The 25,658-nt window shown below is 36.5% G+C and carries 18 protein-coding genes and 1 tRNA gene; 10 read left to right on the top strand and 9 right to left on the bottom strand.

What is annotated here, in order from left to right; translation table 11 throughout:
• Positions 1 to 181 precede the first annotated feature (181 nt).
• Both QM491_RS07020 and QM491_RS07015 read left to right on the top strand, forming a co-directional pair.
• Positions 182 to 2,572 carry a family 78 glycoside hydrolase catalytic domain gene (locus QM491_RS07020; RefSeq protein ID WP_283326663.1) on the top strand — a complete coding sequence of 797 codons (2,391 nt, stop codon included), beginning with the start codon at positions 182 to 184 and terminating at the stop codon, positions 2,570 to 2,572.
• Between the two features lie 655 nt (positions 2,573 to 3,227).
• Positions 3,228 to 5,927: a family 78 glycoside hydrolase catalytic domain gene (locus tag QM491_RS07015; RefSeq protein WP_283326662.1), complete on the top strand. Its 2,700-nt coding sequence runs from the start codon at positions 3,228 to 3,230 to the stop codon at positions 5,925 to 5,927.
• 168 nt (positions 5,928 to 6,095) lie between these two features.
• Here the strand turns inward: QM491_RS07015 and QM491_RS07010 are convergent, their stop codons facing one another.
• On the bottom strand, positions 6,096 to 7,361 hold the full coding sequence (locus QM491_RS07010) for an asparagine synthetase B (protein WP_283326660.1): 1,266 nt from the start codon (positions 7,359 to 7,361) through the stop codon (positions 6,096 to 6,098).
• 338 nt (positions 7,362 to 7,699) lie between these two features.
• On the opposite strand from QM491_RS07010, the gene QM491_RS07005 reads away from it, so the two are divergent.
• Together QM491_RS07005 and QM491_RS07000 are read left to right on the top strand one after the other, a co-directional pair.
• Positions 7,700 to 8,941, top strand: a complete 1,242-nt coding sequence (locus QM491_RS07005; RefSeq protein ID WP_283326659.1) for an ABC transporter permease — start codon at positions 7,700 to 7,702, stop codon at positions 8,939 to 8,941.
• Between the two features lie 207 nt (positions 8,942 to 9,148).
• A tRNA-Leu gene (locus tag QM491_RS07000) sits at positions 9,149 to 9,235 on the top strand.
• Between the two features lie 41 nt (positions 9,236 to 9,276).
• Here QM491_RS07000 and QM491_RS06995 read toward each other — a convergent pair.
• A complete protein-coding gene (locus QM491_RS06995) occupies positions 9,277 to 9,933 on the bottom strand; it encodes an alpha/beta hydrolase (RefSeq protein ID WP_283326657.1) in 657 nt (218 codons plus the stop codon).
• A 97-nt stretch (positions 9,934 to 10,030) separates the two neighbouring features.
• Here QM491_RS06995 and QM491_RS06990 point away from each other — a divergent pair, with 97 nt between their 5' ends.
• Positions 10,031 to 11,542 (top strand): DUF4394 domain-containing protein, encoded by a 1,512-nt coding sequence (locus QM491_RS06990; RefSeq protein ID WP_283326655.1) that lies wholly within the window; start codon positions 10,031 to 10,033, stop codon positions 11,540 to 11,542.
• A 130-nt stretch (positions 11,543 to 11,672) separates the two neighbouring features.
• Here QM491_RS06990 and QM491_RS06985 read toward each other — a convergent pair whose 3' ends face one another.
• Entirely contained in the window at positions 11,673 to 12,383 is a 711-nt protein-coding gene (locus QM491_RS06985) for a phytanoyl-CoA dioxygenase family protein (protein ID WP_283326654.1), read from the bottom strand.
• 55 nt (positions 12,384 to 12,438) lie between these two features.
• Positions 12,439 to 13,992, bottom strand: coding sequence for a DUF5723 family protein (locus QM491_RS06980; RefSeq protein WP_283326652.1), 1,554 nt, complete (start codon positions 13,990 to 13,992; stop codon positions 12,439 to 12,441).
• A gap of 704 nt (positions 13,993 to 14,696) precedes the next feature.
• Between QM491_RS06980 and pfkA the strand changes: the two genes are divergently transcribed.
• Positions 14,697 to 15,668, top strand: a complete 972-nt coding sequence (gene pfkA, locus QM491_RS06975) for a 6-phosphofructokinase (RefSeq protein ID WP_283326650.1) — start codon at positions 14,697 to 14,699, stop codon at positions 15,666 to 15,668.
• Between the two features lie 184 nt (positions 15,669 to 15,852).
• Here the strand turns inward: pfkA and QM491_RS06970 are convergent, their stop codons facing one another.
• Positions 15,853 to 16,629, bottom strand: a complete 777-nt coding sequence (locus tag QM491_RS06970; RefSeq protein WP_283326648.1) for a YdcF family protein — start codon at positions 16,627 to 16,629, stop codon at positions 15,853 to 15,855.
• Positions 16,630 to 17,149: 520 nt separating this feature from the next.
• On the opposite strand from QM491_RS06970, the gene QM491_RS06965 reads away from it, so the two are divergent.
• The gene (locus tag QM491_RS06965) at positions 17,150 to 18,595 is read left to right on the top strand and encodes a DUF4369 domain-containing protein (RefSeq protein WP_283326647.1); all 1,446 of its coding nucleotides are present in this window, start codon (positions 17,150 to 17,152) and stop codon (positions 18,593 to 18,595) included.
• A gap of 94 nt (positions 18,596 to 18,689) precedes the next feature.
• Positions 18,690 to 20,054 (top strand): TlpA family protein disulfide reductase, encoded by a 1,365-nt coding sequence (locus tag QM491_RS06960; protein WP_283326646.1) that lies wholly within the window; start codon positions 18,690 to 18,692, stop codon positions 20,052 to 20,054.
• A 182-nt stretch (positions 20,055 to 20,236) separates the two neighbouring features.
• On the opposite strand, the gene QM491_RS06955 is transcribed toward QM491_RS06960, so the two are convergent.
• The 3 genes from QM491_RS06955 to QM491_RS06945 form a co-directional block, all read right to left on the bottom strand.
• Positions 20,237 to 20,383, bottom strand: a complete 147-nt coding sequence (locus QM491_RS06955) for a hypothetical protein (protein ID WP_283326645.1) — start codon at positions 20,381 to 20,383, stop codon at positions 20,237 to 20,239.
• Between the two features lie 72 nt (positions 20,384 to 20,455).
• Positions 20,456 to 21,355 carry a DUF58 domain-containing protein gene (locus QM491_RS06950; protein ID WP_283326644.1) on the bottom strand — a complete coding sequence of 300 codons (900 nt, stop codon included), beginning with the start codon at positions 21,353 to 21,355 and terminating at the stop codon, positions 20,456 to 20,458.
• 338 nt (positions 21,356 to 21,693) lie between these two features.
• Entirely contained in the window at positions 21,694 to 22,299 is a 606-nt protein-coding gene (locus QM491_RS06945) for a septal ring lytic transglycosylase RlpA family protein (RefSeq protein ID WP_283326642.1), read from the bottom strand.
• A gap of 248 nt (positions 22,300 to 22,547) precedes the next feature.
• On the opposite strand from QM491_RS06945, the gene QM491_RS06940 reads away from it, so the two are divergent.
• Positions 22,548 to 22,865, top strand: a complete 318-nt coding sequence (locus tag QM491_RS06940) for a DUF3276 family protein (RefSeq protein ID WP_095163185.1) — start codon at positions 22,548 to 22,550, stop codon at positions 22,863 to 22,865.
• Between the two features lie 267 nt (positions 22,866 to 23,132).
• The gene (gene ychF / locus QM491_RS06935; RefSeq protein ID WP_283326639.1) at positions 23,133 to 24,239 is read left to right on the top strand and encodes a redox-regulated ATPase YchF; all 1,107 of its coding nucleotides are present in this window, start codon (positions 23,133 to 23,135) and stop codon (positions 24,237 to 24,239) included.
• A 78-nt stretch (positions 24,240 to 24,317) separates the two neighbouring features.
• Here the strand turns inward: ychF and QM491_RS06930 are convergent, their stop codons facing one another.
• Positions 24,318 to 25,655 (bottom strand): OmpA family protein, encoded by a 1,338-nt coding sequence (locus QM491_RS06930; protein WP_283326637.1) that lies wholly within the window; start codon positions 25,653 to 25,655, stop codon positions 24,318 to 24,320.
• Between the last annotated feature and the right edge of the window lie 3 nt (positions 25,656 to 25,658).

Genomic DNA, 25,658 nt, shown 5'->3' with positions numbered 1-25,658 from the left:
AGGCTAGAAATCACCTCTATCGTGATATTTCTAGCCTTTTTTTGATTCTGAGTCTCTGGAACAAGGACTGACAATGACAGTTGGAACCAATAGGGTTTTTACATTTATGAATAAATCTAATATAAAATAGAATTTTGCCATGCTATTTTATATTTATGATAAAATGTAAATAAACTATCCAATGAAAACACAATCTTTAAAAATTCTCCTCTTACTTCTCTGTATGAGTTGGGCTATGACTGCCCAAACAATTCATCCAGATATTCTTAACAAAATGTGGTCAGCCTATTGGATTGCAGCTCCGCAAACAGTTCCGCAAGCGTATGGTGTGTACCATTTTCGGAAAAACTTTGAGCTACCTCAACAACCTTCAGATTTTACCATTCATGTGTCGGCAGACAACCGATATAAGTTGTATGTCAATGGCAACATCATTTCGCAAGGACCTGCCAGAGGAGATTTGTCTTATTGGAATTTCGAAACCGTAAATATTGCTCCTTATCTTAAAAAAGGTAAAAATACCATCGCTGCCATTGTGTGGAACGAAGGGAATTTGAGGGCAGAAGGACAAATTTCGCACCGCACCGCATTTGTGTTGACAGGCAATACCTCAGCCGAGAAGATTGTGGATACCAATCCTACTTGGAAGAGCTTTTCGAACCAAGCCTATCAGCCATTAGCCAAAGGCGTTGGACATCCTGCTTATTATGTGGCGGGTGCAGGTGAATTGTTGGATTTTATTAAAACATTACCCACCAACTGGAATACAGAAAGTTTTGACGATACTCAATGGGCTACTGCTGAACGAGTTGGCTGGAGAGGTGCTTGTCCAAAAGGAATTTCAGATATTAATAATTGGATGTTAGTCCCTTCTACTTTGCCTTCAATGGAATATAAAAAACAATATTTTGGTACAGTGAGAAAAGTTGAAGGAGTGACGCTTGCAAGCCAGAATCTCGAAAATGTGTCTTGGGAAATACCTGCTAATACACATGTGAAAATTTTGCTTGATCAAGGTTTTTTAACCAATGCTTTTCCTAAAATTATTTTTCAAAAAGGAAAAGATACCAAAGTTGGTTTGACTTATGCTGAAGCCCTCATGGATGCTGATGCACTGAAGAAGAGACAGATTCTGAAAAATAATCGTAATGAAATTGAGGGTAAAATTATTGTAGGTCGAAAGGATAGCGTATTGCTTTCTGGAAAAGATTCGGAGGTGTTCGAATCGCTGACTTACCGAACATTCAGATATGTCCAATTAGAGATTCAGACAGGATCAGAACCGCTTTCTATAAAGGAAATATCAAGCACTTTTGTAGGATTTCCTTTTACGCAGAAAGCACAATTACAAAGTGTAACCATCGACTTTCAACCTTACTTGAATATTGGTTGGCGTACTGCAAGGCTTTGTGCTGTAGATACTTATATGGATTGTCCGTATTATGAGCAGCTACAATATATTGGCGATGCGCGTATCCAAGCGTTAGTATCGTATTTCAATGCTGGCGATGACCGTTTGGCTCGCAATGCCTTGAATCAAATGGAACATTCTCGTATGGCAGAGGGAATTACGTTGAGCCGTCACCCTTCTTTTTCTCCCCAACAAATACCTACATTTTCGTTATGGTATATTGGTATGCTTCAGGATTATTTAAAATATCGTGGCGATGCCAATTTTATCAAAGAAAAACTGCAAGGCGTACGAAATATTTTGTGGTTTTTTGAAAAATACCAAAATGCAGAAGGTTCGCTACGCAAGGTTCCGTATTGGGTATTTACAGACTGGGTCGAAAACCGTAAAGGCTGGAGTAATGGTGAAGCACCTTATGGCAAAAATGGCGCATCTGCTATATTGGACTTGCAATTGCTTTGGGGGTACCAAGTAGCCGCCGACCTCGAAAGTCAGTTGGGCATGAAGGCTTATGCTGAGATGTATGCGCAGAAGGCTTTGCAACTGAAAAAAATGATTCTACAAAAATATTGGGATGCTTCAAAAGGGATATTGGCTGATACAGAGGATAAAGATGTATTCTCTCAACATGCTAATAGTCTTGGTATTTTGACGGGTGTAATACCTTCAAATAATTATGCGCAAGTAAGCGATAAACTTCTCAATGATAAATCTTTAGCACCAGCCTCGATTTATTTTAAATATTATTTGCACCAAGCTTTGGTAAAAGCGGGAAAAGGTGATGAATATATTACTTGGTTGAGCGATTGGAAACGTAATATAGAACTAGGATTAACTACATGGGCAGAAATTTCAGAAATAGAACACGCTCGTTCAGACTGTCATGCGTGGGGAGCGAGTCCCAATATTGAATTTTATCGAGTGATATTAGGAATTGATTCTGATGCACAAGGTTTTTCTAAAGTGAAAATAGAACCTCATTTAGGTAATTTGACCCAAATTAAAGGCGAAATGCCACATCCTCAAGGCAAAATAGTTTGTGATTATCTACAAGCTGGAAATCAATGGAAAATTCAGATAGAAAGTCCAGTCGAAGGAACTTTTGTGTGGAAGGGGAAAACAATGATTCTTAAAAAAGGACAGAACCAATTCAAATTGTAGTACTCATGTAAGTACTAATGCAATTTTGCATTAGTACGCTTTAAGCGGTAAGCATTAGGCAAAATGATTTACTTATTTTATGAGAAATACTTTTAGCCTAATACATAAAGCCTTGATTTTAAAGCGGGTAAAATTATTTTATTTTTCCCACTAACTTAAGTTAGCGAGAAAAATAAGCTTGAATAAACGAAAATTTTCTTGTTTCCCTTTGTGTAAGCTCCGTAGGAGCGACAGTTTGGTCGCAATAAATTTTGAGAAAAACCTTTTTTGAGCGCCGTAGGTGCGACAGAAAGCTAAAATCTGGAACTCTGTCGCACCTATGGCGCTCTTTTACTAGGTCAGGAGATAGATTCACTACTACCAAACTGTCGCTCCTACGGAGCTGATAAAAAGATTGGGTTCTGTAAAAAATCCTAATAAACAGGCTTATCAATTGAAGATGTAATATATTGATAATTAAAATTTTACATTCACAATTCATAACTCATAATTCAGCACTAATACTTACAAGGGTTAGGAATACGTGAAATCGATAAAAGAGTCAAACTCAAACGTCGCTAAACTTTCCTAACCCTATACGCTAGACCAAGACAGATTTCAAAAAAATAATCTTTATTTTTCAATAAAACCAAATTTTACTGTCGAAAAATAACCTATGAAATATCATCTACCTTCATTTTTGATTGCCTCACTTATGAGTTTTAGTAGTTGGGCGCAGCTTTCGGTTCAAAATTTAACGGTCGAAAACCTAACCAACCCAATTGGAATAGATAAAGCTCAGCCACGATTTAGTTGGCAACTCAATTCGGACAAACAAAATGTTAAGCAAACAGCCTACGAAATTAGTGTACGTTCTGGAAAGAAATTGGTCTGGACAACAGGGAAGATTTCTTCCGAAAATTCTCTTAGAATTCCTTACAGTGGTGCCAATCTAGAGTCGGATAGTAAGTACACTTGGCAAGTAAAAGTTTGGGATAACCAAACGAAAACTCCTGCCTTGGCAACCGCCAATTTCCAAACAGCCTTGATGCGTCATGATGAATGGAAAGCACAATGGATTAATTCGGGCATTGATGCCGATTCTGTCAATGGTATTGTTCCACATTTAAGAAAAACTTTTGAGGTAAAGAAGCCCATTGCATCTGCAACAGTTTTTGTAACCTCAAGAGGTTTGTATGAGGCAAGTTTGAATGGCAAAAGGGTAGGAGATACCTTTCTGACGCCAGGCTGGACAAGTTATAATAAGCATTTGCAGTACCAAACCTATGACGTTACCAAACAATTGAGCACGGGCAAAAATGCCGTTGGTGTTACACTCGGAAGTGGCTGGTATAGAACGAAGTTGGCTTGGGAAAATCATAAAAACCTATATGGTAAAGAAACTGCTTTATTGTTTCAGTTACATATCAAATATGCCGATGGTTCAGAGGATTGGATTGTTTCGGATAATTCTTGGAAATCAAGGGCTAGTCATATTTTGTTTTCTGAAATATATGATGGCGAACGTCAGGATTTGAGAAAAGAAATCAAGGGTTGGGATTTAGCAAATTTTGATGATTCTAAATGGCAAAATATAAAAATGGCTTCATTTGCGACAGATTATTTGAATGCTTCCGTAAATGAGTCTATCAAAAAGCATGAAACATTTAAACCTGTCAAAGTACTTACTTCACCGAAAGGAGAAACAATTTTAGATTTTGGACAAAATGTAGTGGGGTGGGTAAAGTTTAAGATTTCGGGAAAAGCAGGTCAGATGATTAAGCTATATCATGTCGAAATGTTAGATAAACATGGGGTTCCATATTTTGAAAACCTACGTTCAGCCAAAGCTCAGGCACATTATGTGTTAAGTGGCGAGCCGAATCAAACGATTGAGCCACATTTTACCTTTTTTGGATTTAGATATGTAAAAGTAGAAGGGGTAGAAGGTAAAATTAATCCCGAGGATTTTACGGCTGTTACACTTTATTCTGACATGAAACCGCTGGGTAGTTTTGAGTGCTCAAATCCAATGGTGAATCAATTACAAAAAAATATTCAGTGGGGACAAAAAGGTAATTTCTTGGATGTTCCGACCGATTGCCCGCAACGTGACGAACGCCTAGGGTGGACGGGCGATGCTGAGGTATTCTCAAGAACAGCAGCTTATAATTTTAATGTAAATCAATTTTTTGCTAAATGGCTCAAAGACGTAAGTGCTGACCAAGAGCCAGATGGTGCTATCCCATTTGTGATACCCAATGTATTGGGCAAGGTTACAGGAGCGGCGGGTTGGTCAGATGCGAGCATCATTATTCCTTATAATATGTATGTCGTTTATGGCGATAAACAAATCTTACAGGACCAATATGCCAGTATGAAGGCGTATTTGACCCATGTGAGAGGTTTAGCCAAAAATGACCTGTGGAATATGGGATTTCAATTTGCCGATTGGTTGTCGTATAGAGTTGATGATTCGAAAAGTGCTATTGGACAAAAATCAGCCGTGACTGATGTGTATTTAGTAGCTCAATGTTTTTATGCGTATAATATTGAGTTGATGATAAAAGCAGCTAAAGTATTACAGAAAAATGAGGAGGTTGCTGACTATGAGGCTTTATTGCAAAGAGTCAAAAAAGCATTTCAGCAAGAGTTTATGACGGCTTCAGGAAGATTGATTTCAGAAACACAAACCGCCTATATTTTGGCATTGCAGTTTGATATGTTACCAGAGTCACTGCGCCAAAACGCTGTAAATCGTCTTGTTGAAAATATCAAATCGTATGAATATCATCTAACTACTGGCTTTTTAGGAACGCCATTTCTTAATCCAGTTTTGACACGTTATGGACAAAATGATGTAGCCTATAAATTACTTTTGCAGGACACTTATCCTTCGTGGTTATATCCTATCAAGTCGCACGGTGCAACTACCATTTGGGAGCGTTGGGATTCGATGAAACCAGATAGTACTTTCCAAGACCCTGGTATGACATCTTTCAATCATTATGCCTATGGTGCCGTTGGCGATTGGATGTATCGCACTATTGCAGGAATAGATACCAAAGAAGCAGATGGCGCTGGCTATAAATTAAGTATTATCAAACCAGAATTAGGAGGGGGATTAACCTTTGCAAAAGGTAGCTATTTGACGCCTTATGGTAAAATAGCTTCAAACTGGAAAATAGAGGGAGATTTGCTAACCCTAGAAATAGAAGTACCTGCCAATACCGAATCAACAGTCTATTTCCCGACTTCGGATATAAGCTCTATAAAAAATAACGGAGTAGCTTTGACTGATTTGAAGCAAGAAGGCAAATGGATTTCTAAAACCTTTGGCTCTGGAAAATATGCCTTTACGATGAAAATTAGATAATTAGGTGATTTGAAAATTTGAAAATGTGTGGATTTGAAGATTTGAAAATGGGAAGATTTAGAAATGCTTTAATCTGCTTTTTTTAATCTCCCCATTCTAAATTTTTAGTCATTTTTAAATTTATTTTTATATTTTCAAATCTTCAAATCCCCAAATTTTCAAATTATATTAAGTCTTTTGTTTCTTTTTCTTTGCCGCAGGAAACAGAACATTATTCAAAATCAAACGGTAACCTGCTGAGTTGGGATGAAGATTCAAATCTGTAGGTTCTTCATTAACAAAGTGCTGATAATCTTCAGGGTCATGACCCCCATAAAACGTCCAGAATCCTTTTAAGAAAGTTCCGTGAATATAACGAGCCTCATTTAGCGAGCGATTTTCACCTAAAACAGTTACCTCAGGTTTAATCAACGACTTTTTGTAAGAAGTAGTTTGTCCCATAAAACCATGAATAGTCGTTTCATGATTTTGTGTCAACATCGTAGGAATAGGATCCCATTTTGCTGAAAATTGAAATAAGTTAAAATAGTCATTATCCTCTCTTACTGGACGCTCATTGTTAGGATACGCCTCGATGGTAGAGAACTCGATGACTTGAGGATGATATACCAAGCCAAAATTTTGAAAAGCAAATGTATTAGCATAGTTCAGTTTTTTGTCAGCATTGGGGTCATATCCATCGCCATCATAAAAAGCATCGACAATATCAAGTCCGTCGGCAGCTAAAGCAATATCATACGTATCTGTAGCAGTACACATGGCAAACATATAGCCTCCACCTGCAACAAAATCTCTAATTTTTTTGACCACCCCTAATTTTAACTGAGATACCTTGTTAAAGCCATATTTAGCCGCATTTTTCTTGTCCTCACGCAATTGTGCCTGATACCAAGGCTGACTACTCTGGTTCCAGAATTTACCCATTTGACCTGTAAAATCTTCGTGGTGTAAGTGCAACCAGTCGTATTCTGGCAGTTTGTTATTGAGGACATCCTCATCAAAAATTAAGTCATACGGAATTTCAGCGTAGGTCATTGCCAAAGTCACAGCATCGTCCCAAGGTTGAGCTGTTTTGGGAGAATAAACGGCTACTTTAGGCGGTTTTTGTAATTTTACCACGTCCATATTAACATCGGGGCTACTCAATTCGGTACGGATTTGAGCAGCATCTCCATCCGAAATAACTTCATAGCTAATGCCACGAATCACCAATTCGTTTTCAAACTTTTGTGCTTGTTGAACCATAAAAGCACCTCCACGATAATTCAATAACCATTCTACTTCAGTTTCGTGGTTTTTCAAAACCCAGTAGGCTAAGCCATACGCTTTGAGATGATTTTTCTGGGTGTCGTCCATCGGAATAAGGATGTACGAAGCCCATGCACGGGTGCAAAAGAGAAAAAATATGATAAACGGAAATATAAGGCGCTTCATTGGTTTGAGAATTTTGTCTGACAAGACCTAAATTTGTTACGTCATAAAACTATTATAGCCAAACTACTCCAGAGAAGTACAGAAAGCTACTAAGCGGATAAATACAGTTGATATTTCAACGAAAATGTTACCTTCGAATGTATATCTCTATAAGGATTCCTTACTACAAATATAGTGCTAATCACCAAAGCACATAACATGATTCGTAAAGGAAGTTGTTTTGTAATGAATAATCTTTAATTAACATCGACATGATAAAGGATTGTTTTACAAAATTTTAGTTCAGAAAATAATAGTGTCAGACCTTCATTATTGCACAAAACTTAAATTTCAATTATATGAACTTTATTGAAAATATACGAGAAGCCCTACGATCTATCAAAGGTAATATGTTGAGAACTGTCTTGACAGCGCTTATTATTGCCATAGGTATTACCTCTTTAGTAGGTATTTTAACAGCCATTGATGGGATTCAAAGCTCTGTAGATAATAGCTTTTCGGGCTTGGGCGCCAACTCATTTGATATTCGAAATAGAGATGTTTTTAGGATTAGAAAAGAAGGTGAAAAAGAACGTAATTATCCACCAATCAACTATCGTCAGGCAAAAATGTATAAAGCACTGTTTGGCAAACAAGCTATTATTGGTATGAAAACCAATGTGACATTCAACTCAGAAATTAAGTACGAATCGAAAAAAACGAATCCTAACTCTAGAATTATCGGTACTGACGAGAATTATTTGGATATGAAAGGATATAAAATCGCTAGCGGACGTGATTTTTCGAGCAGCGATTTAGAGCGTGCAGCCAATGTTTGTATCGTTGGGGTAGAGGTAATTAGTCAGCTTTTTGAAAAAAATATCAATCCGCTTAATGAAGAAATTACTATTTCTGGTGGAAAATTTAAAATTATAGGTTTACTAGAGAAAAAAGGAAGTCTTATGGGAGGAGGCGACGACCGTGTAGTTTTTGTGCCGCTCGAAACAGGTCGTAAATTATCGCAAGGACGTAGTTTGACATTTGATATTGTAACTTCAGCTCCAAACATCAAAGATGTTGAAAATATCATGGAAGAAGCTCGTGGAGCCATGCGTATCGTTCGTCAGGATGAGTTAGGTAGAGAAGATTCATTCAGTATCGAACGTTCAGATTCATTGGTAAAACAATCCGAAAGCATTACAGGTGTTTTACGAATTGGAGGGTTTGGTATCGGGTTTATTACCTTACTTGGTGCTGCAATTGCCTTGATGAATATCATGATGGTTTCGGTAACAGAACGTACAAGAGAAATCGGTATCAGAAAATCATTAGGAGCTACGCCAAAAGTCATTCGTTTACAATTTCTGATTGAGGCTATTGTAATATGCGTGTTGGGTGGTTTTGCAGGATTGATTTTAGCTATTCCAATTGGAAACGTAATTGCCAGCGGTATCATGTCTGGAACATCAAGTTTTATCGTACCTTGGTTGTGGATGTTCCTCGGTATTGCAGTCTGTGTCTTTGTAGGAATCCTTTCAGGATTTTACCCAGCCAGTAAAGCCTCAAAATTAGACCCTATTGAATCTTTGAGATATGAATAAAATGAATCAGTAATATAAGCACTTTTCAGAAACTCGTAAAAATGTAAAATTATTTGAAAAAATAATGATTTTATAAAAGCTATAATAATCAGAAGATTATGGTGAATGTTATAAAAAAGTTTTATTTTTTTTAAATTTTGCGTTTGCACAGTAAATTTTAATCCTCTAAATTTGCATCACAATCACACAGAAAATGATGTGAATTGAGCCCAGATGGCGGAATTGGTAGACGCGTTGGTCTCAAACACCAATGCCTTCATTGGCATGCCGGTTCGACTCCGGCTCTGGGTACCAAACGGAACAAAGTAATTTGTTCCGTTTTTTGTTTTTAACCCTTATTGCTTTAATTCCTTCCTAATTATCCCTTCTATTTCATCAGAATGTGTGATTATCATAAAGTGCCCTCCATCTTTTATCCAATATTTTTCAGCAGGTGAAATTTTCAAAGGTTGTTGAAGCAATCGGTCTTTTGTGCCATGCAAATGAATAACCTTAGAGTTTACTTCTGTATTTTTCCATTGTATAATTTGCCTAACAGCCCAAAAGAGAAAATTATAGTCTGTGTCGGCTAAGATTTGAGTTAATAGTATTTTTTCATGTCGTCTTGTAATGCCAAATAACCAAAATGTTACAGGATTAGCTTTGAGAATGAGTCTTTTGGGAAGAACTTTGATAAATTTACTCCAATCCCATAGTCGAAATAGCCATGGAATTTGTCTGAAATTGGAGGCAGAAGAAACTAAAATGATTTTACAGACGGAAATATATTTAGCAATTTCGATTGCTACCATACCTCCAAATGAAAGACCAATGAGTACAGATTTTGGCTCTATTAGTGTAGATAATCGTTGAGCATACTCAGAAATATCCTCATGATTAAGAAGAGGAATCCATTCAATTAACTGCGGCTGGTATTCATTCAAATCGATGTTGTCGAATACTCTACCATCAACACCTAGTCCACTAAGGAGGTAAATTTTTCTATTCTTCATTGCCGTTTAATCAATTTAAGCTCTCCCTTCAAATCCAAAATAACCTATCTCTCGTATCTAAGACAAAACATACAAACTTTACTTTGTCTTATTAACAATGAAAAAATCAGTTCTCATTTCATTGACGGCTCTAAGCTTGTCAACAGGACTTTTTGTGTCCTCATGTAAACAAACCGAAATGGAGTCAGCTCCTAAACCTGATGTCAACCTTTATCTTCTTGTTGACGGAACAAAACTAACTAAAATCAATGCAATGCAGTCAGAAATGACCACTGCAAATGTAACAATTACAGGCTTGATGTCGGGCGATGCACTCACTTCCATCGATTTTCGTCCCGCAACTGGCGAATTATATGGAGTCAGTACGATGAATCGTCTCTATGTAATCAATCAAGAAACAGGTATGGCAAGAGTCATCGGTGCAACGGCTCTTAATCCAACAATCAGTGGAACAGCCGTTGGATTAGACTTTAACCCAACAGTTGATAGAATTCGCTTGGTCACCAACACAGGTCAAAACCTACGTATTCATCCTGAAACGGGAGCTGTGGCAGCCACTGATGGTGCCATAAATGGAGGAATGAGTCCAACGATTGAATCAGTAGCCTATACTGGAAACATCGCTGGTTCGAGTACAACGATTTTGTATGACATCGATTCAAAAACAGATAAGTTGTACAAGCAAGACCCTCCTAATAATGGTACTTTGGTAGAAGTAGGGGCATTAGGAATTGATATATCAGCTTCGGGCGGATTCGATATTAATCCAGATGGTACAAAAGCTTTAACAGCGGTAAAAGTAAATAATGTTTGGGAGTTGCATCAAGTAGATTTGATGACAGGAAAACTCACTAAAATTGGCAATCTTCCATCTGGTAATATCACTGGCTTGGCTATTCCAACTAACCCTGTAGCTTATGCCGTAGACGATTCTAATAATTTAGTGATATTTAACCCAAGTAATATTGGAACGCCAGTTTCAAAAGCTATTACTGGTTTGCAAACAGGAGAATCAATTTTAGGCATAGATTTTCGTCCAATCAATGGTCAGTTGTACGCATTGGGTAGTACAAGCAGATTGTATGTACTCAACACATCTTCGGGTGCGGCAACAGTCGTTGGAACAGCACCGTTTGCTACTTTATTATCTGGCGCATCTTTTGGGTTTGATTTCAATCCGACTGTAGATAGAATCAGATGTGTGAGCAATACAGGTCAAAATTTGAGACTGCATCCCGAAACAGGTGCAGTTGCAGCAGTAGATGGCGCATTGAACCCAGGAACGCCTTCAATTACAGCATCGGCTTATACTAATAATTTTGCAGGCGCTACCACTACAATTTTGTATAATATTGATGTGAATACAGATAAATTGACCAAACAAGATCCACCAAACAACGGTACTCAAGTAGAAGTAGGAGCGTTGGGAATCAATGTTGAATCAGCTAGTGGCTTTGATATTGGTAGTAGAAGTGGCACAGCTTATGCGGCATTGAGAGTAGGCAGTACGTCGGCACTTTATACCATCAATCTAACGACTGGTACAACAACGAAAGTGGCAGACTTACCAGTGAATGTAAAAGCCTTTGCATTAGGCACTGGATTTTGATGATTAGGCTTTAGGAGGTCGGCTGTAGGCATTAGGCAAAATGTTTCCTTTATTTACTCTGAAACATATTTAGATTTTTAGCTTACTTCATATAAGATAAAAAAGGTGTTAGTGAAAACTAACACCTTTTTTATGTCTTCCAATTCCATTTTTCTGCCCATTCCAATCCATTAGGTAATTCATTATTAGCAAATTCCAAATGGATGACTTTTCTCGGTTGAAGATTGGTGGTTCGTTTTGAGCTATGGAGTAGTAGGGGTTTCATTAGCATAACACCGCCTTTTTCTACAGGACAGACCTTTTCAGCGGTATTACTCCAATCAATCAACTCTGGTCTTATGATACCCTTATTGTGTGATTCTGGAATTACGTACAAAGCCCCATTTTCGGCAGAAGTATCATCCAAATGAATTCTCAATGTCACCATTTGTTCTAAGATAGGTAAGGGCGGTTGCACAGCATAATTATCGGGTTTGACCGTCCAGGGACCGAAACCTTCAGCCTCTATTTTTTGATTGACAGAAATTGTCAAGTCCTGATGATATGCCACATACCAATTTGAATCGGTAGGTTTATCGAAATAGATACTTTTGACAAGAAAATAATTTTCTCCAAGTAACTCCTTAAGAATTGATTCGAGCTTTTGTGTGAATATCAACTGAATGATTTCAGGGACTTCTAACAAGAATCGACGTATAGCAAATAGGTTATTCGACCTTCTGAAGTTGGCTTTATCTTTTGTATTGACCTCAATAGTATTTACAATATCAGAAATCTCCACCTCTGAGTAAAGAGGAGGAATAAAGTCAAAGCCTTGTTGGTTGAAAGTATCAGTTGCCATTATCATACGTAGTTTTACTACAAAATAAGACTTGGTTTTCTAACTAACTTATCGTCTACTTCTTCCAAAACATCAATTTTTGTAAAAAGGACTTTTTGCCTTCATCTTCATACCAACATGAATTGGGCAATGTTGGCCCAGCATTGAATATGGGTAAATTTACACCAAAGTAGGCATCAAACCCTTTAGGTTTGCCTAAATTTAATAATGAACCGAGATTATCCGTACCTATAAACACTGGTCCTAATCTTGTTGCCAAACCAAAGCCAAATTTGGTGTAATTGTCAAACAATACCAATGGCATGCTTACTTCTATCCACTTTCTTTCGTATCGTGGTGTAAGGCTTATTAAGGATGGTGCTCGTAGACCTCTGGCTCTACTATTAGTGAGGTTCTGAACCCAGTACCCAGCCACATATACGTGGGGTTTTAATTGATAATCAGCGGTTACTTGTAGGGTGGCTGGCAAAACTGTCATAAATTTTTGCTCATTATTGCCTGGCCCTGCACCTAATTTATTATTGATTTGATTAAATAGGGCGTCAAACCCTCTTGAACCTCTAAAATCTTCTCTCGTAAAAGTGGTGTTGTTTATGGCTAAATCCCAACTGTTGGCATAAAATGGGTTATTATAATTGAGATAACCAATATCGTTGAGCGATACGCCAAATTTGTACTTGTACTTGTTTTTGCTCGCATCCAGTTTTCGTTTTCCTTTTTCTCGGTAAGTATATTTGTTAATATCGGGGCGATATTCATACACAAAACCAAGATCTAAGCCCCATCCTCCTCCAGCGGCATCTCCTCCTAATAGCCAACTCAATGAAGGGCTGGCATTTTTGAGGGCATCTTCATCTGTATATCCATACTGAAGTTTCAGGGAGTTAATTAATAGCGTGTTATTTGTTGGGTTTCTAAAGTCTGGAATAATCTGATAGTTAGCTTCGTTGATAAGCGCATACGCTGCATAAATTCCAGCTAATCTCTTTGCTGTAATTCCTACTTTGATATATTCTTCATCATCATCAATGAGTGTTTGTCCATAACTTATGCCGATTTCGGCATAACTATTAAGATTAATCATCATATTTTTGAGATCATATCCTACTGTACTTGGTTGAATGTTGTCAATACCATAATACATTGCCTGCGCAAAGTCGCTGTCTACATTAGTGGCGCTCATTCCTGCACGTACACGTGTCGTTAAAGCCACCGAACGAGTTTCGTTGATGGTATAAAGAGCCGAAGGACCTCGTGTGTCGGTAAGTGTGTAAACAGACTCAAAAGAGTGATTTGAATTGGGGCTTAAATATTCATCTTTATATACAATCACACCTTTGGCATTGCGATAGGTGCTAGAAACGCTATTGGTAAACATCGACAGATATGAATATGGAGCGTTCCACCCAAAATAACTGTTGGTTGCAAAAGCGTCGTTACCTGCAATATTCAAATAAAATTTATATCGTGAGTCGGTAACATTGGCTGGATTTACATACAGCGCATTCGTACCCGCATAGTTACTATTAGCAATACCCAACCATTGCTGTGCATGTGAGATAATTGGCAAAAAGTAGATACCCAGTAAGGTAATTATTTTTTTTAACATGTATTATAAAGCCTATGAGTTGTTTCAATATTTGATTTATATGGGTATCGGATAAAGGTGAGAGGGATACAAAAAATATAATAGCTTAGTGTGGGTGCAAATTTAATAAGGTTAGTTTAATATTTTTGAAAGAACTTGGATTTTGACAAACTGATTATTAAACTCCAAACAAAGAACCATTATTGTATGATGATTTTATAAAGCCGTTTTTGTTTCTTTTTGATAATTTAATTTTATTCTAACCTCCAATTCAAGACAAAATTCGTTAATTAGTCCGTTACTTTGTAAAAACGTTTTGATTAAACGATTAAATGTTTGTACTCGTAAAAGTAAAACTATGATTTTATGCCCTAAACACACACGAAATTTGAGATAATTTCTAAATGTAAGAACTCTTGGATAAATCGAATAATGATTAGGGATAAATGAAGAGATTTTTTTTAGAGTCAAAAAATACTCGTAAAATTGTTGTATAATTTTAAGTGAGGTCTTGGATATTTCTAAGTGTATTATTTTTGAAGTGAAAAAATTATACAAAAAATTGGAAAAATAATATAATTGGAGCTTTTGCAACTGTTTGCGCTATTTTTTTGCGAAAATGATTCGAAACGTCATTTTTAAGCAATAAATTTGCAGTGATTTGCATAAAAAGCAAATAATATTTGGGATTTAGCTTAACCGACTAAAAATAATAAATTGTCTATATGAAAAGAGTCGCAGTATTTACCTCTGGGGGTGATGCTCCGGGCATGAACGCTTGTATTAGAGCTGTCGTACGTGGAGGTTTACATTATGGCCTAGAGATGTTCGGAGTAATCCGAGGCTACAACGGAATGATCAAAGGTGATATCATTCCTCTTAATTCTCAATCAGTAAGTAACATCGTTCAGCGTGGTGGTACTATCTTGAAATCAGCTCGCTCAAAAGAGTTTATGACTCCCGAAGGTCGTAAAAAAGGTTATGATCAGCTAAAAGCACATGGTATCGATGGTTTGATTGCGATTGGTGGTAACGGTACTTTTACAGGGGCAGAGATTTTCTTCAACGAATTTCAAATTCCTACTGTTGGTGCACCTGGTACAATCGATAACGATTTGTATGGTACTGATTATACAATTGGTTACGATACTGCTGTAAATACAGCTTTGGATGCTATTGACAAAATCCGTGACACAGCCGATTCTCATGATCGTATCTTCTTTATCGAAGTTATGGGTCGTGATTCGGGCTATATCGCTGTACAGTCTGGTATTTCTGGTGGAGCAGAGTCTATCTTGATTCCTGAAGAAAGACAAACTATCGACGACGTAGTGTCTGTATTGAAGGCAGGTTTTGAAAGAAAAAAATCTTCATCAATCGTAGTAGTAGCAGAAGGTGACGAAGAAGGTCATGCTGCTGAGGTTGCAGAAAAAATCAAAGCAACAATCGATGTGCCTGTTGATATTCGTGTAACCAACTTAGGTCACATTCAACGTGGAGGTAGTCCAACTGCTTATGACCGTATTTTGTCAAGCCGTTTGGGTCTTGGTGCATTGGAAGGTCTGTTGAACGGACAAAAAAATGTGATGGCTGGTATTGTAAATGATCAATTGATTTACACACCTTTCCACGATACTATCACAAAGAAAAAAGTGATTAATAGTGATTTATTAAGAATGGCATCGATTCTTCGATAAGATTCTAAATCAAAAACTAGAGCTCATGGCATTGTGCCAAAGCTCTAGCCAAGCAATACTGAAATAAAGTTTTACAGTCTTTTCTGTAAAATAAAATTTTTCGGGTGAAGAGTGGTAGTGAATTTTCACTATATACTTTTCACTCAAAAGTTGATAGTGACCTTCATTATTTTTGTCCTTTCTTTTAGCAATACCCCATTGCTTTATATACACAATATCCTATTATTTCATGGATTAATTGATAAGCTTCAGCCAAGGCTTGTTCACTTGGTATGAAAAGCGTATCAGGCGTATATCCTATGTCTACAGCTCGTATTGCACAACTATACAATGTGGTATTTAAGCCTGCTTTTTGAAAACAACCTATAGCTCTTCGGCCATGAAAGGCTGAGGTAAACAAGATACTTGTCTTTATTTCGGGAAAAGAACGAATGATTTGTGCAGAATAGAGGGCGTTTTCTCGTGTATTGCGCGCTTTAGTTTCCAATAAAATATCTTCGGGTTTTACCCCTAATTCTACTAAAATTTGTTGCGTTTTAGCAGTTTCTGAATCATGTTCATTGCTGAGGGGATTAATGCTAACATCACCACCCGAAATGATAATTTTTTTCAATAATCCTCTTTTATACATTCGCAAAGGTTGAAGAAATCTATCGGCAGTTTTTCCTGTAAAAATCTGTTCTTGGGCACTCATACGATTCATCATCATACCTCCTGAAATAATAATTCCAATATCGTATCGTTGAGCGAATGGACTGACTGGGGGAGGAGTTTCCCATAAATGATATCCCCAATTGACGAGCGTGCTGTTGCCCAAAATGAGGATAATTCCCAAGCTTGTCAAAAGAAGTAGTTTCTTAAGCTTTAAGGATTTGGTGATAATGCCCCAGACAAGCGTTATCGTAATCAGACTAATGGGCATGAATATATAAAACAAGAGTTTTGAAAGGATAAAAAACATCGTTTGATAGGGCTAAAAGTGTCTTACAGATAAATTTGAAAGTATTTGATACATATCCTAGCCATTGGAAAGGAAGTTTAGATAAATTTGTAAATTCAAAAGCAAAATAGACGAAATGGTCAAGTGCTTTAGGCATATTACAACAATTACCCTTGTTCTTACATGTTACAATTTATAGTTGTAATATTTTGTACAAAAAGCATTTGGTTACATTTTTAAAACATATTAAAACTCAATGTCCACTGATTATCATATTCTTTAAAACGGTTCTTTATTAAAGATTAATGCAAAATAAAATTGCCTTAAAACGCTCTAGGCCATAGGTATTAAGCAAAAAATCTTTTTGAATTCATAGGGAATGTTTTACCGAAAGCCTATAGCTGAAAGTAGAAAGCCATAAAATTGAATTTGAGATGTAAAGTATTGATAATTAAAATTTTACATTCACAATTCAGCACTAATACTTATGACACTGAATCTTAACTTACATAAATTGTTATCTCAATCTTAATTACATACAATGAAGCATTATTCTAAACAAATTTTTCTATTCCTTCTTGTCCTATTGTTTGGTACACAAAGCTTTGCTCAAACACCCAGCAGTTTTTCAATCAAAGGAAAAATTACTGGTATTAAAGATACAACTGTATTTCTTGCGCACTACTTTGGGTACAATCAGCAAGTAATAAAAGATACTGCAAAAGTAGATAGTTATGGACAATTTCATTTTAAAGGCACCAAAGAATTACCAGAAGGCTTGTATTTAATTGCTTTACCCAAAGGCAGATATTTGGATATTGTGATTGGTAATACCAATTTTTCTTTTGAAACAGATACAACCAATCTGATTGGTAAAATGAAAGTGACTGGCTCGAAGGAAAACGAAATGTTTTTTGGATTTCAACAAGAAATGTCATCAAAGTTTGAAAAACTCAAACAACTAGATGCGGTACGTCGCCAGAAAAAAGATGTAGTATCTGAGGCTGCATTTAAAAAGCAACAAGCTGAGATTGAAACTTTTCAAAAGACTTGGTTAGAGCAAAATAAAGGTTCTTTTGTAGTAAAATTGATTAAAGCCGCCCAAGAACCTGAAGTGCCAGCTTATGGCAAGCCTATGGTGACAAAAGCAGATTCGGCTGCGATGTATCAGTTTCAGTTCTCTTACTATAAGTCGCATTTTTGGGACAACTTTGATTTAGGCGATGAACGTTTGATGAGAACACCTTTTTATCAAAAGAAATTAGAACGATACTTCGAAGATTTGACAGTACAACACGCTGATTCAATTTCGCTTGAGGCTGATAAAATCTTGGCAAAAGTAAAAGGTAGAGATATTCGTCGTTATACGATTTATAAAATTACAAGTTCGTACGAAAATCCTAAAATTTTGGGTGTAGACGGTGCTTTTGTTCACATGGCCGAAAAATACTACATTGGAGAGCCAGCTTTATGGGATACCAGCACAGTGCGCAAAATGAAGGAAAGAATTGCAATCGTAAAACCGCTCCTAAATGGCAAGCCTTTTCCTGATATGTATTTGACTGATACCCTTGGAAGAGAAATTGATATTCGTCGTATCCCTGCTGATTATACCGTAGTATTTATTTATGACCCAGAATGTAGCCATTGTAGAGAATCTGCCCCAAAATTGGCGAAAATGTATCCAGCTCTCAAGCAGAAAAATATCAGAGTATTGGCAGCATCTATTGACCGTAGCTCGCTCAAGTGGAAGAAATTTATCAAAGAGTTTAAATTTGAGCCAATGATCAACGGGATAGATATTCATAAAAATCCTCAGACGGGCAAAGAAGAATATTATACCGATTTTAAAAACTTCTTTGATGTATATGCTACACCTGTAATTTATGTATTGGACAAAGACAAAAAGATTATAGCCAAGAGGTTACCTCTTGAACAAATCGAAGATTTTATAGATTTTCATAAAAAACAAAATATTAAAAAATAATTCGAATGGCACAGCCTACCAAGCTGTGCCATTTGTTATTTTTGGAGGCTGCAGTATTAGCAACTCCGTTTCAACCATACTTATCACTAGTTTTATGAAATATATTTACTTACTAACCATTTTATTTGTCTGTTTATCTAGCCACCTTTTTGCCCAATATCGTATCGAGGCAAAATTTAAAAACCTCCGCGATTCTGTTTGTTATTTAACCTATTATTATGAAGATGTAAATTATGTACAGGATTCTGCTAAAGTCAATGCCAATGGAGTAGTGGTATTTCAGGCAAAACAAAACTTAGAGCCTGGATTATATAATCTGATGATTGGACGTTGGAAAAGTATCGATATTCTTGTTGTGGAACAACATTTCTCCTTTGAAACAGACGCTAAAGATATTGTAAATTCTATTAAGTTTACAGGTTCGAGAGAAAACGATTTATTTTATAGTTACCAACAGAAAATAGTCAAAGAAGGTGCTAAAATAGCCTCATTAGAAGCTAAATCAGACTCAGCTTCAATGAATAAAAAGTATGCTATCCAATACGAATTAGAACAATATCGTAAAAAGTTTGTCACAGCATTTGCAGGTACTTTTGCCTCCAAGCTAATAAAGGCTACTATGCCGATGGATTTGCCTCAAGCTCCTAAGCTACCTAATGGAGAAGAAGACCCACTTTGGTCTAATAAGTTTTTCGTCAATCATTTTTTTGACAATTTTGATTTAACTGACGACCGAATGATTCGCACACCTTATATTTATCAAAATGTAGCGAGCTATTTTGAACCACTGGCCTATTTACCCATAGATTCTTTAATAGCTTTATCACGTAGTGTTGTCGAAAAAGCTGGGCGAAATATTGCCATGAGAAAGTATTTGATTACTAAGACAACGGCTTTTTTCGAGACAAGCAAAACCATGGGTCACGATGCTGTTTTTGTATATATGATGAAAAAGTATTATCTGCAAGAACCACAACTATGGGATGAAAGTACCATCAAATTAGTCAAAGAAAGAGTCTTTTATCTAGAAAAACTATTAATAGGGAGTAAAATACCAGATGTAAAATTGACAGATTTAGCTGGAAAAGAACAGACTTTATATGCTCAAAAAGCTCCTTGTACGATATTGTATATTTATGCGGCAGATTGTGCGCATTGTAAGATTTTTACGCCACAGCTACTACAATTACAAAGACGCTACGCCGACAAAGGCTTAGTAATATTTGCACCAATTTTTGGTAATGATTTAGATACCTGGGGAGAGTTTATCAAACGTTATCAAACCTACGACTTTGTTAATGTAATAGACCTAACTGGTGAAATAAGCTTTTACCAAGAGTTTGATGCCCAATATACTCCAACGATATATATTCTGGATAAAGAGAAAAGAGTTGTAGGTAAGGGAAATCTAGCGATTGAGGATATGGAACAAATCATAGTGAAGTATTTAGGAAAGTAAGTTAGTGGGCAAAATTAAAATAATTTTACCCGCATTAAGCTTTAGGCTTTATGCATTAGGCTAAAAGTCAAAAAGTATTTCTGACGAAATAAGTAAACCTTATGGCTATGGCTTACAGCCTAATGTGTATGAATGCATTTTTATTTTGTATTAATACACATTAGGGTAGATTAGATATTTTGTTAGGCAATGACTAATTTTTTAGAGTCAGTATTGGCAGCGATTACTTTCACCCCTTCTATATTTTTAGTAGAAATTTGAACTGGCGTTACACTTTTTAGTGGTTTCCAGTTTTGTTTTTTAGCTTTTGTAAATGTTTGTTTCCTCATAATCATTGAGTTTTGTGAATATACAAATGGAAATAAACATTATAGTAAAATACCGTATTGTTTATGGTTGAGCTATCTCATTTTGGCTCGTTTAACCAAATAAGCTGAAAGAATTTGTTCGAAACCTTGTGCTATATCAGCTTCAATAAAATCAATTTTGTATTGCCCACATCTGAGTTTCAAGTCATGATAAAAACCTTGTAAAGTTTTTTGGTAATCGTCTTTTACTTGTGCTGGATTAAGCTTGATCTTTTCATTCGTTTCTAAATCAATAAATTCGTAAGGGCGGTCTTCGAAAGCAAAATCCGACTCTGTTTTTTTGTCGGTCACATGAAAAATTAACACTTCGTGCATATTATGTTTGAGGTGTTGTAGTGCCGAAAACAGCTTTTCTGATTCGGTAATATTGTCAAACATATCACTAAATAGAATTACCAACGAACGACGGTGAATTTTCTCTGCAATTTCATGAATCACGGATGCGACTCCTGTGCTTTTGGAGGCATCAGGTTTTTGCATCAACTCCTGTAAATCCAAAAGTATCTTGTGAATATGCGTTGGCGTTGATTTTATTGGCGTTTGAATCTCTACTTTATCAGAAAAAGTCGTTAAACTAACAGCATCTTTTTGTTTTTGCAGCATATATGCCAACGCACCAGCTGCCATAATGGAGAAAGTAATTTTACCATAACCTGGTACAGGATAGTACATCGACGAAGAGGTATCTATCAATAGATGACATCGTAAATTGGTTTCCTCTTCATAACGTTTGGTATAAATGCGGTCAGTTTTGGCATAAACTTTCCAGTCAATATGCCTAGTACTCTCACCAGTGTTGTATAGTCTATGTTCTGCAAATTCTACCGAAAAGCCATGAAATGGAGACTTATGTAGACCTGTGATAAACCCCTCAACCATTTGTTTGGCTAAGAACTCAATATTTCCGTATTCTCTGATTTTTGCTAAATCCATAATTCTGTTGTATAAGAGGCAGTAGTCCAATATTATGCCAATTTACAAACTTTCTTGGCATGGCATATCCATTTAGAAGAAAAGTCTAAAAAGGCATATTAAAAAAAGATAAATTGAGTGAAATACCCTAATGAACCTGAATTCTAAAAAAAGTTTAATAAAGATAAAAATCATTTTCTTTAAAATTTACAATTTTTATCCTGCAAAAATCTTATAATGCAATGCTGTGTTCGCTATAGTAAAATCAACTAACAACAAAGTGCTAAACGTATAAAATCGTATTGAAATTGTCTGAAATAATATACTAGATGTCTGTAATACTCTTAATTAGGAGTATCTTATTTTGACTTAGTTTTTTGTTCGTTTTTTCTATTTCTAGCTAATTTTCGTAGATAAGAGTTTACTTTTAAACGTCTTTTTTTAAGATGAGGGTATTTCCGTTTGTGCCAATTTTTTCGTAAACGGTAGTATTTAGAGTGTTGTAAAATCGGCTTTTGATAATATTTAGATTCTAATTTAGGTGTTGCTACTACTCTTAAAGAATCATAAGATTCAAGCATTATATCTCCGTCAAAACCTACAACTTTTAGGCGCACATTTGTCAAGCCATCCTTTCTCATTTTGAGCCACTTAGCAGGATTCTCAGTGAGGTCAATTATACGGCCAGGCTTGTAAGGTCCACGATCGTTGATACGTACAATCACGAAACGTTTGTTGGATAGGTTTGTCACCTCCAACATGGTACCAAAGGGTAGGGTCATGTGTGCCGCTGTGTACTGATTTTCTTTCAAAATCTCTCCAGTGGATGTCGGTTTATTATAAAAGCTATTAGCATAAAAAGAGGCAATTCCATAAGATTCGTCGCCTAATTTTTGTGCACTTGCAGAGGAGGCTACAGATAGAATCAACGAAATCTTGAGAATTCCAAAGTGTTGTTTCTTCATTGTAAGTGATTAGTATATACTTGATGAATATGCGTCAACGAGTTAGTTATTACATACAAATGACGCTAATCACAAATCTATGCTTTTTGGAATCAAAATAAAAATATTTATTGGTTTTGTTATATTTTTATTGATAAATATTTAGTTTAAAAGTCCAAAATGCAAATTTTATTTTATTCGATTTTTTTGTTAGAATCAATAAAATTTTTACTTTTACCAATCCATAAACCCTAAATTTTAATAGTACAGTGGAAGAAAGAGAAAGAGAAGAATTGTTTTCAAAACGCATTAGAGCGGGGAAAAGGACGTATTTCTTCGATGTGAAATCAACTCGCTCAAACGACTATTACATTACCATCACTGAAAGTCGTCGCTACCAAAAAGATGATGGCTTTGCTTACGAAAAACACAAGATGTTCTTGTACAAAGAGGACTTCGATAAGTTTTTGGAAGGTTTAAGAGAAGCTGTAGATCATGTAAAGCATGAGCTGTTGCCAGATGTAGATTTTTCACAGTTCAACCGTGAAGAAGACGAAGGTTTTGGTAGTGAACTAAAGTGGGAGTAAGCAGAAAACTGAATGCTAGGTCAAATTTATTCTAGTGTACCCAAGCTATGATGAATCGTAAGAGAGCAGCTCTATGTAAGACGCTGTACTTGCTACACTATTGACCTTTTCTACTTAGTATGCTCTCTAAAAAGACTTAGCCTCTGATTTTTCAGAGGCTTTTTGTTGTTACAGGAATATTCATGTAACTTTGCACCTCCAAAATCAAAGAATTTAAAACGCCAAGACTGATTAGTTTCGCTTGGCTCTATCAATAACAAAACTTCAATGGGTTTAAAATGTGGTATCGTAGGTTTGCCGAACGTCGGAAAATCTACTCTGTTTAGTGCAATTTCTTCTAATAAAGCCGAAGCGGCCAACTATCCTTTCTGTACCATCGAGCCTAACGTAGGTGTAGTGACTGTTCCAGATGAACGTCTTCAAGTACTCGAACAATTGGTGAATCCACAACGTGTGTTACCTACTGTAATTGAGTTTGTAGATATTGCAGGTTTGGTAAAAGGTGCATCTCAAGGTGCTGGTTTGGGTAATAAATTTTTAGCAAATATCCGTGAGGTTGATGCTATCATTCACGTAGTACGTTGTTTCAATGATGATAATATCGTACACGTTGAAGGTCGTGTTAACCCAGTGTCTGATAAAGAAATTATTGACCTTGAACTTCAATTGAAAGATCTTGAGTCAGTGGATAAAAAATTACAGAAATTTGAACGTGCAGCCAAAGCTGGTGATGCCAAAGCAAGACAAATTGTAGGAGCTTTGAGTCGATACAAGTCAACTTTGGAAATGGGTAAGTCAGCTAGAACAGTACAAGACTTAGATGCTGATTTGAAAGAAGAAGCTATTGGTGATTTGTTTTTGTTGACAGATAAGCCTGTAATCTATGTAGCAAACGTAGATGAGACTTCGATTCAATCTGGTACAAACGAATACGTTGAGGAGTTGAAAGCAGCAGTAGCTGACGAAAATGCTCAAGTAATTGTAATCTGTGCTTCAGTTGAATCTCAAATCTCTGAAATTGAAGATTTGGACGAACGTCAAATGTTTTTGGAAGAATATGGCTTGAAAGAGTCGGGTCTTTCTCAATTGATTCGTGCGTCTTATGCCTTGTTGAACTTGATTACTTATTTCACAGCTGGTGTGAAAGAAGTTCGTGCATGGACTATCCAAAAAGGATGGAAAGCACCAGCAGCAGCAGGTGTTATTCACACTGATTTTGAACGTGGCTTCATTCGTGCAGAAGTAATTAAATTGTCTGATTATCAGCAATATAAGTCTGAAGCTGCTTGTAAGGAAGCTGGTAAAATGAACGTGGAAGGTAAAGAATATGTAGTGGCAGATGGTGATATTATGCACTTCCGCTTCAATGTTTAGAATATAATTTTGAGTTATATGTAAAAAGGACAGCCTATATGGGCTGTCCTTTTTTATTAGCTATAAAATAATTCAGATTTACATCTTCAAAACACTCATTTCTACTCGTCTGTTTACTTTGCGTTGTTCTTCAGTACCACTTTTGATGATGGGTTTTGAACTACCATAACCAATTGTTTGAATACGAGCTGGTGCTATTCCTTTTTTGACTAAATAATTCTTACAAGACTCAACCCTTTCCTCTGAAAGCTCCTGATTGGCATCTGGGTCGCCCACTACGTCTGTATGCCCTTCGAGTCTGATTTCCATTTGTGGAAAATCTTGCATCATCGTCACTACTTTGTCTAGCTCAACATAAGAGGCAGGCAATAAATCGGATTTTGACAGTTCAAAATTGATATTTTGCAAAGTGATTTTATCACCTACAGCCAGCGGATTTAAGTAAATATCTTTATTGAGTTTTCCATTAATAGCCAATTTGCTCAAATCAATTGTTTCGGTAAATGTGGCATAGCCTCTAGCGTATGCGGTAATCACAAAAGACTGATTAGCGGGCAGATTGGAGCGATAAATCCCTGTGCTCACAAAGCTTTGGGTAGAATCTATCTTTTTATTTGTATTTATCTGTACAAAATTAATAGTAGCACTCACTGCTTTTTTGCTTTTGGCATCACGCACAATTCCCATTACCAAAGTAGTGTTTGCTTCAGTAGGCTTAGTACTGTTGTCCACTTCACCTACTTTTCCTGATTTTGGTTTTTTGGTAGGAGTGCCGTTTGAGCCACTTGGTGCTGGAATCGAAGGTGTATTCGAAGGATAACTTGGCGTGTTGTTCGGATACGTCGGGGTATTATTTGGATACGTCTGGGTATTGTTAGGTTGTTGCGGATAATTCTGTGAAGTCGCAGGGTTACTCACTCGAATATTGTAGGAATTCCAACATTCTGTTCCATTGCTATCTTCACACTCAAATAAATCGAAAATCTCAATCCCTGGATTTAGTCTTTCATAATATACACTAAAATTAGCTTCTTGCTGAGCAGATACTTGCATCATTTGTGGAGCAATGGTGATTCCTTCAGATTTTACAAAACGAAATACTCGCCCATTTGAGGCAAGCAAACGAGAGTCTGGACTTATGGCAATAGGGACAGTACTCACACGACCTGTTTGTGGGTCGCGCGTAGTTGGGTCTGAGTTTCTAAAACTCATATCCAAAATGGTATATTGATTAGTCAGACGAACATTATTGATTCTAATACTCGTATTTGACCTTTGGGGTGTTGGTGTTTGATTTGGATATTGATTGCCACCACTATTTCCACTATCTGTACCTCCATATCCTCCGCTAGGTTGCATGCTAACACAGCTTTGGAATAATGGAACAAATCCTAAAATAATGAGAAGTTTTTTCATAAG

The sequence above is a fragment of the Flectobacillus longus genome, from assembly GCF_030056705.1.
In the GTDB taxonomy this organism is placed as follows: Bacteria; Bacteroidota; Bacteroidia; order Cytophagales; family Spirosomataceae; genus Flectobacillus; species Flectobacillus longus.
This window is presented reverse-complemented; position numbering and strand designations above follow the sequence as displayed.

Excerpts from the sequence above, each read along its gene's own strand:
- QM491_RS07020 (WP_283326663.1), top strand. The coding sequence starts at position 182 with ATGAAAACACAATCTTTAAAAATTCTCCTCTTACTTCTCTGTATGAGT.
- QM491_RS07015 (WP_283326662.1), top strand. The coding sequence starts at position 3,228 with ATGAAATATCATCTACCTTCATTTTTGATTGCCTCACTTATGAGTTTT.
- QM491_RS07010 (WP_283326660.1), bottom strand. The coding sequence starts at position 7,361 with ATGAAGCGCCTTATATTTCCGTTTATCATATTTTTTCTCTTTTGCACC.
- QM491_RS07005 (WP_283326659.1), top strand. The coding sequence starts at position 7,700 with ATGAACTTTATTGAAAATATACGAGAAGCCCTACGATCTATCAAAGGT.
- QM491_RS06995 (WP_283326657.1), bottom strand. The coding sequence starts at position 9,933 with ATGAAGAATAGAAAAATTTACCTCCTTAGTGGACTAGGTGTTGATGGT.
- QM491_RS06990 (WP_283326655.1), top strand. The coding sequence starts at position 10,031 with ATGAAAAAATCAGTTCTCATTTCATTGACGGCTCTAAGCTTGTCAACA.
- QM491_RS06985 (WP_283326654.1), bottom strand. The coding sequence starts at position 12,383 with ATGGCAACTGATACTTTCAACCAACAAGGCTTTGACTTTATTCCTCCT.
- QM491_RS06980 (WP_283326652.1), bottom strand. The coding sequence starts at position 13,992 with ATGTTAAAAAAAATAATTACCTTACTGGGTATCTACTTTTTGCCAATT.
- pfkA (WP_283326650.1), top strand. The coding sequence starts at position 14,697 with ATGAAAAGAGTCGCAGTATTTACCTCTGGGGGTGATGCTCCGGGCATG.
- QM491_RS06970 (WP_283326648.1), bottom strand. The coding sequence starts at position 16,629 with ATGTTTTTTATCCTTTCAAAACTCTTGTTTTATATATTCATGCCCATT.
- QM491_RS06965 (WP_283326647.1), top strand. The coding sequence starts at position 17,150 with ATGAAGCATTATTCTAAACAAATTTTTCTATTCCTTCTTGTCCTATTG.
- QM491_RS06960 (WP_283326646.1), top strand. The coding sequence starts at position 18,690 with ATGAAATATATTTACTTACTAACCATTTTATTTGTCTGTTTATCTAGC.
- QM491_RS06955 (WP_283326645.1), bottom strand. The coding sequence starts at position 20,383 with ATGAGGAAACAAACATTTACAAAAGCTAAAAAACAAAACTGGAAACCA.
- QM491_RS06950 (WP_283326644.1), bottom strand. The coding sequence starts at position 21,355 with ATGGATTTAGCAAAAATCAGAGAATACGGAAATATTGAGTTCTTAGCC.
- QM491_RS06945 (WP_283326642.1), bottom strand. The coding sequence starts at position 22,299 with ATGAAGAAACAACACTTTGGAATTCTCAAGATTTCGTTGATTCTATCT.
- ychF (WP_283326639.1), top strand. The coding sequence starts at position 23,133 with ATGGGTTTAAAATGTGGTATCGTAGGTTTGCCGAACGTCGGAAAATCT.
- QM491_RS06930 (WP_283326637.1), bottom strand. The coding sequence starts at position 25,655 with ATGAAAAAACTTCTCATTATTTTAGGATTTGTTCCATTATTCCAAAGC.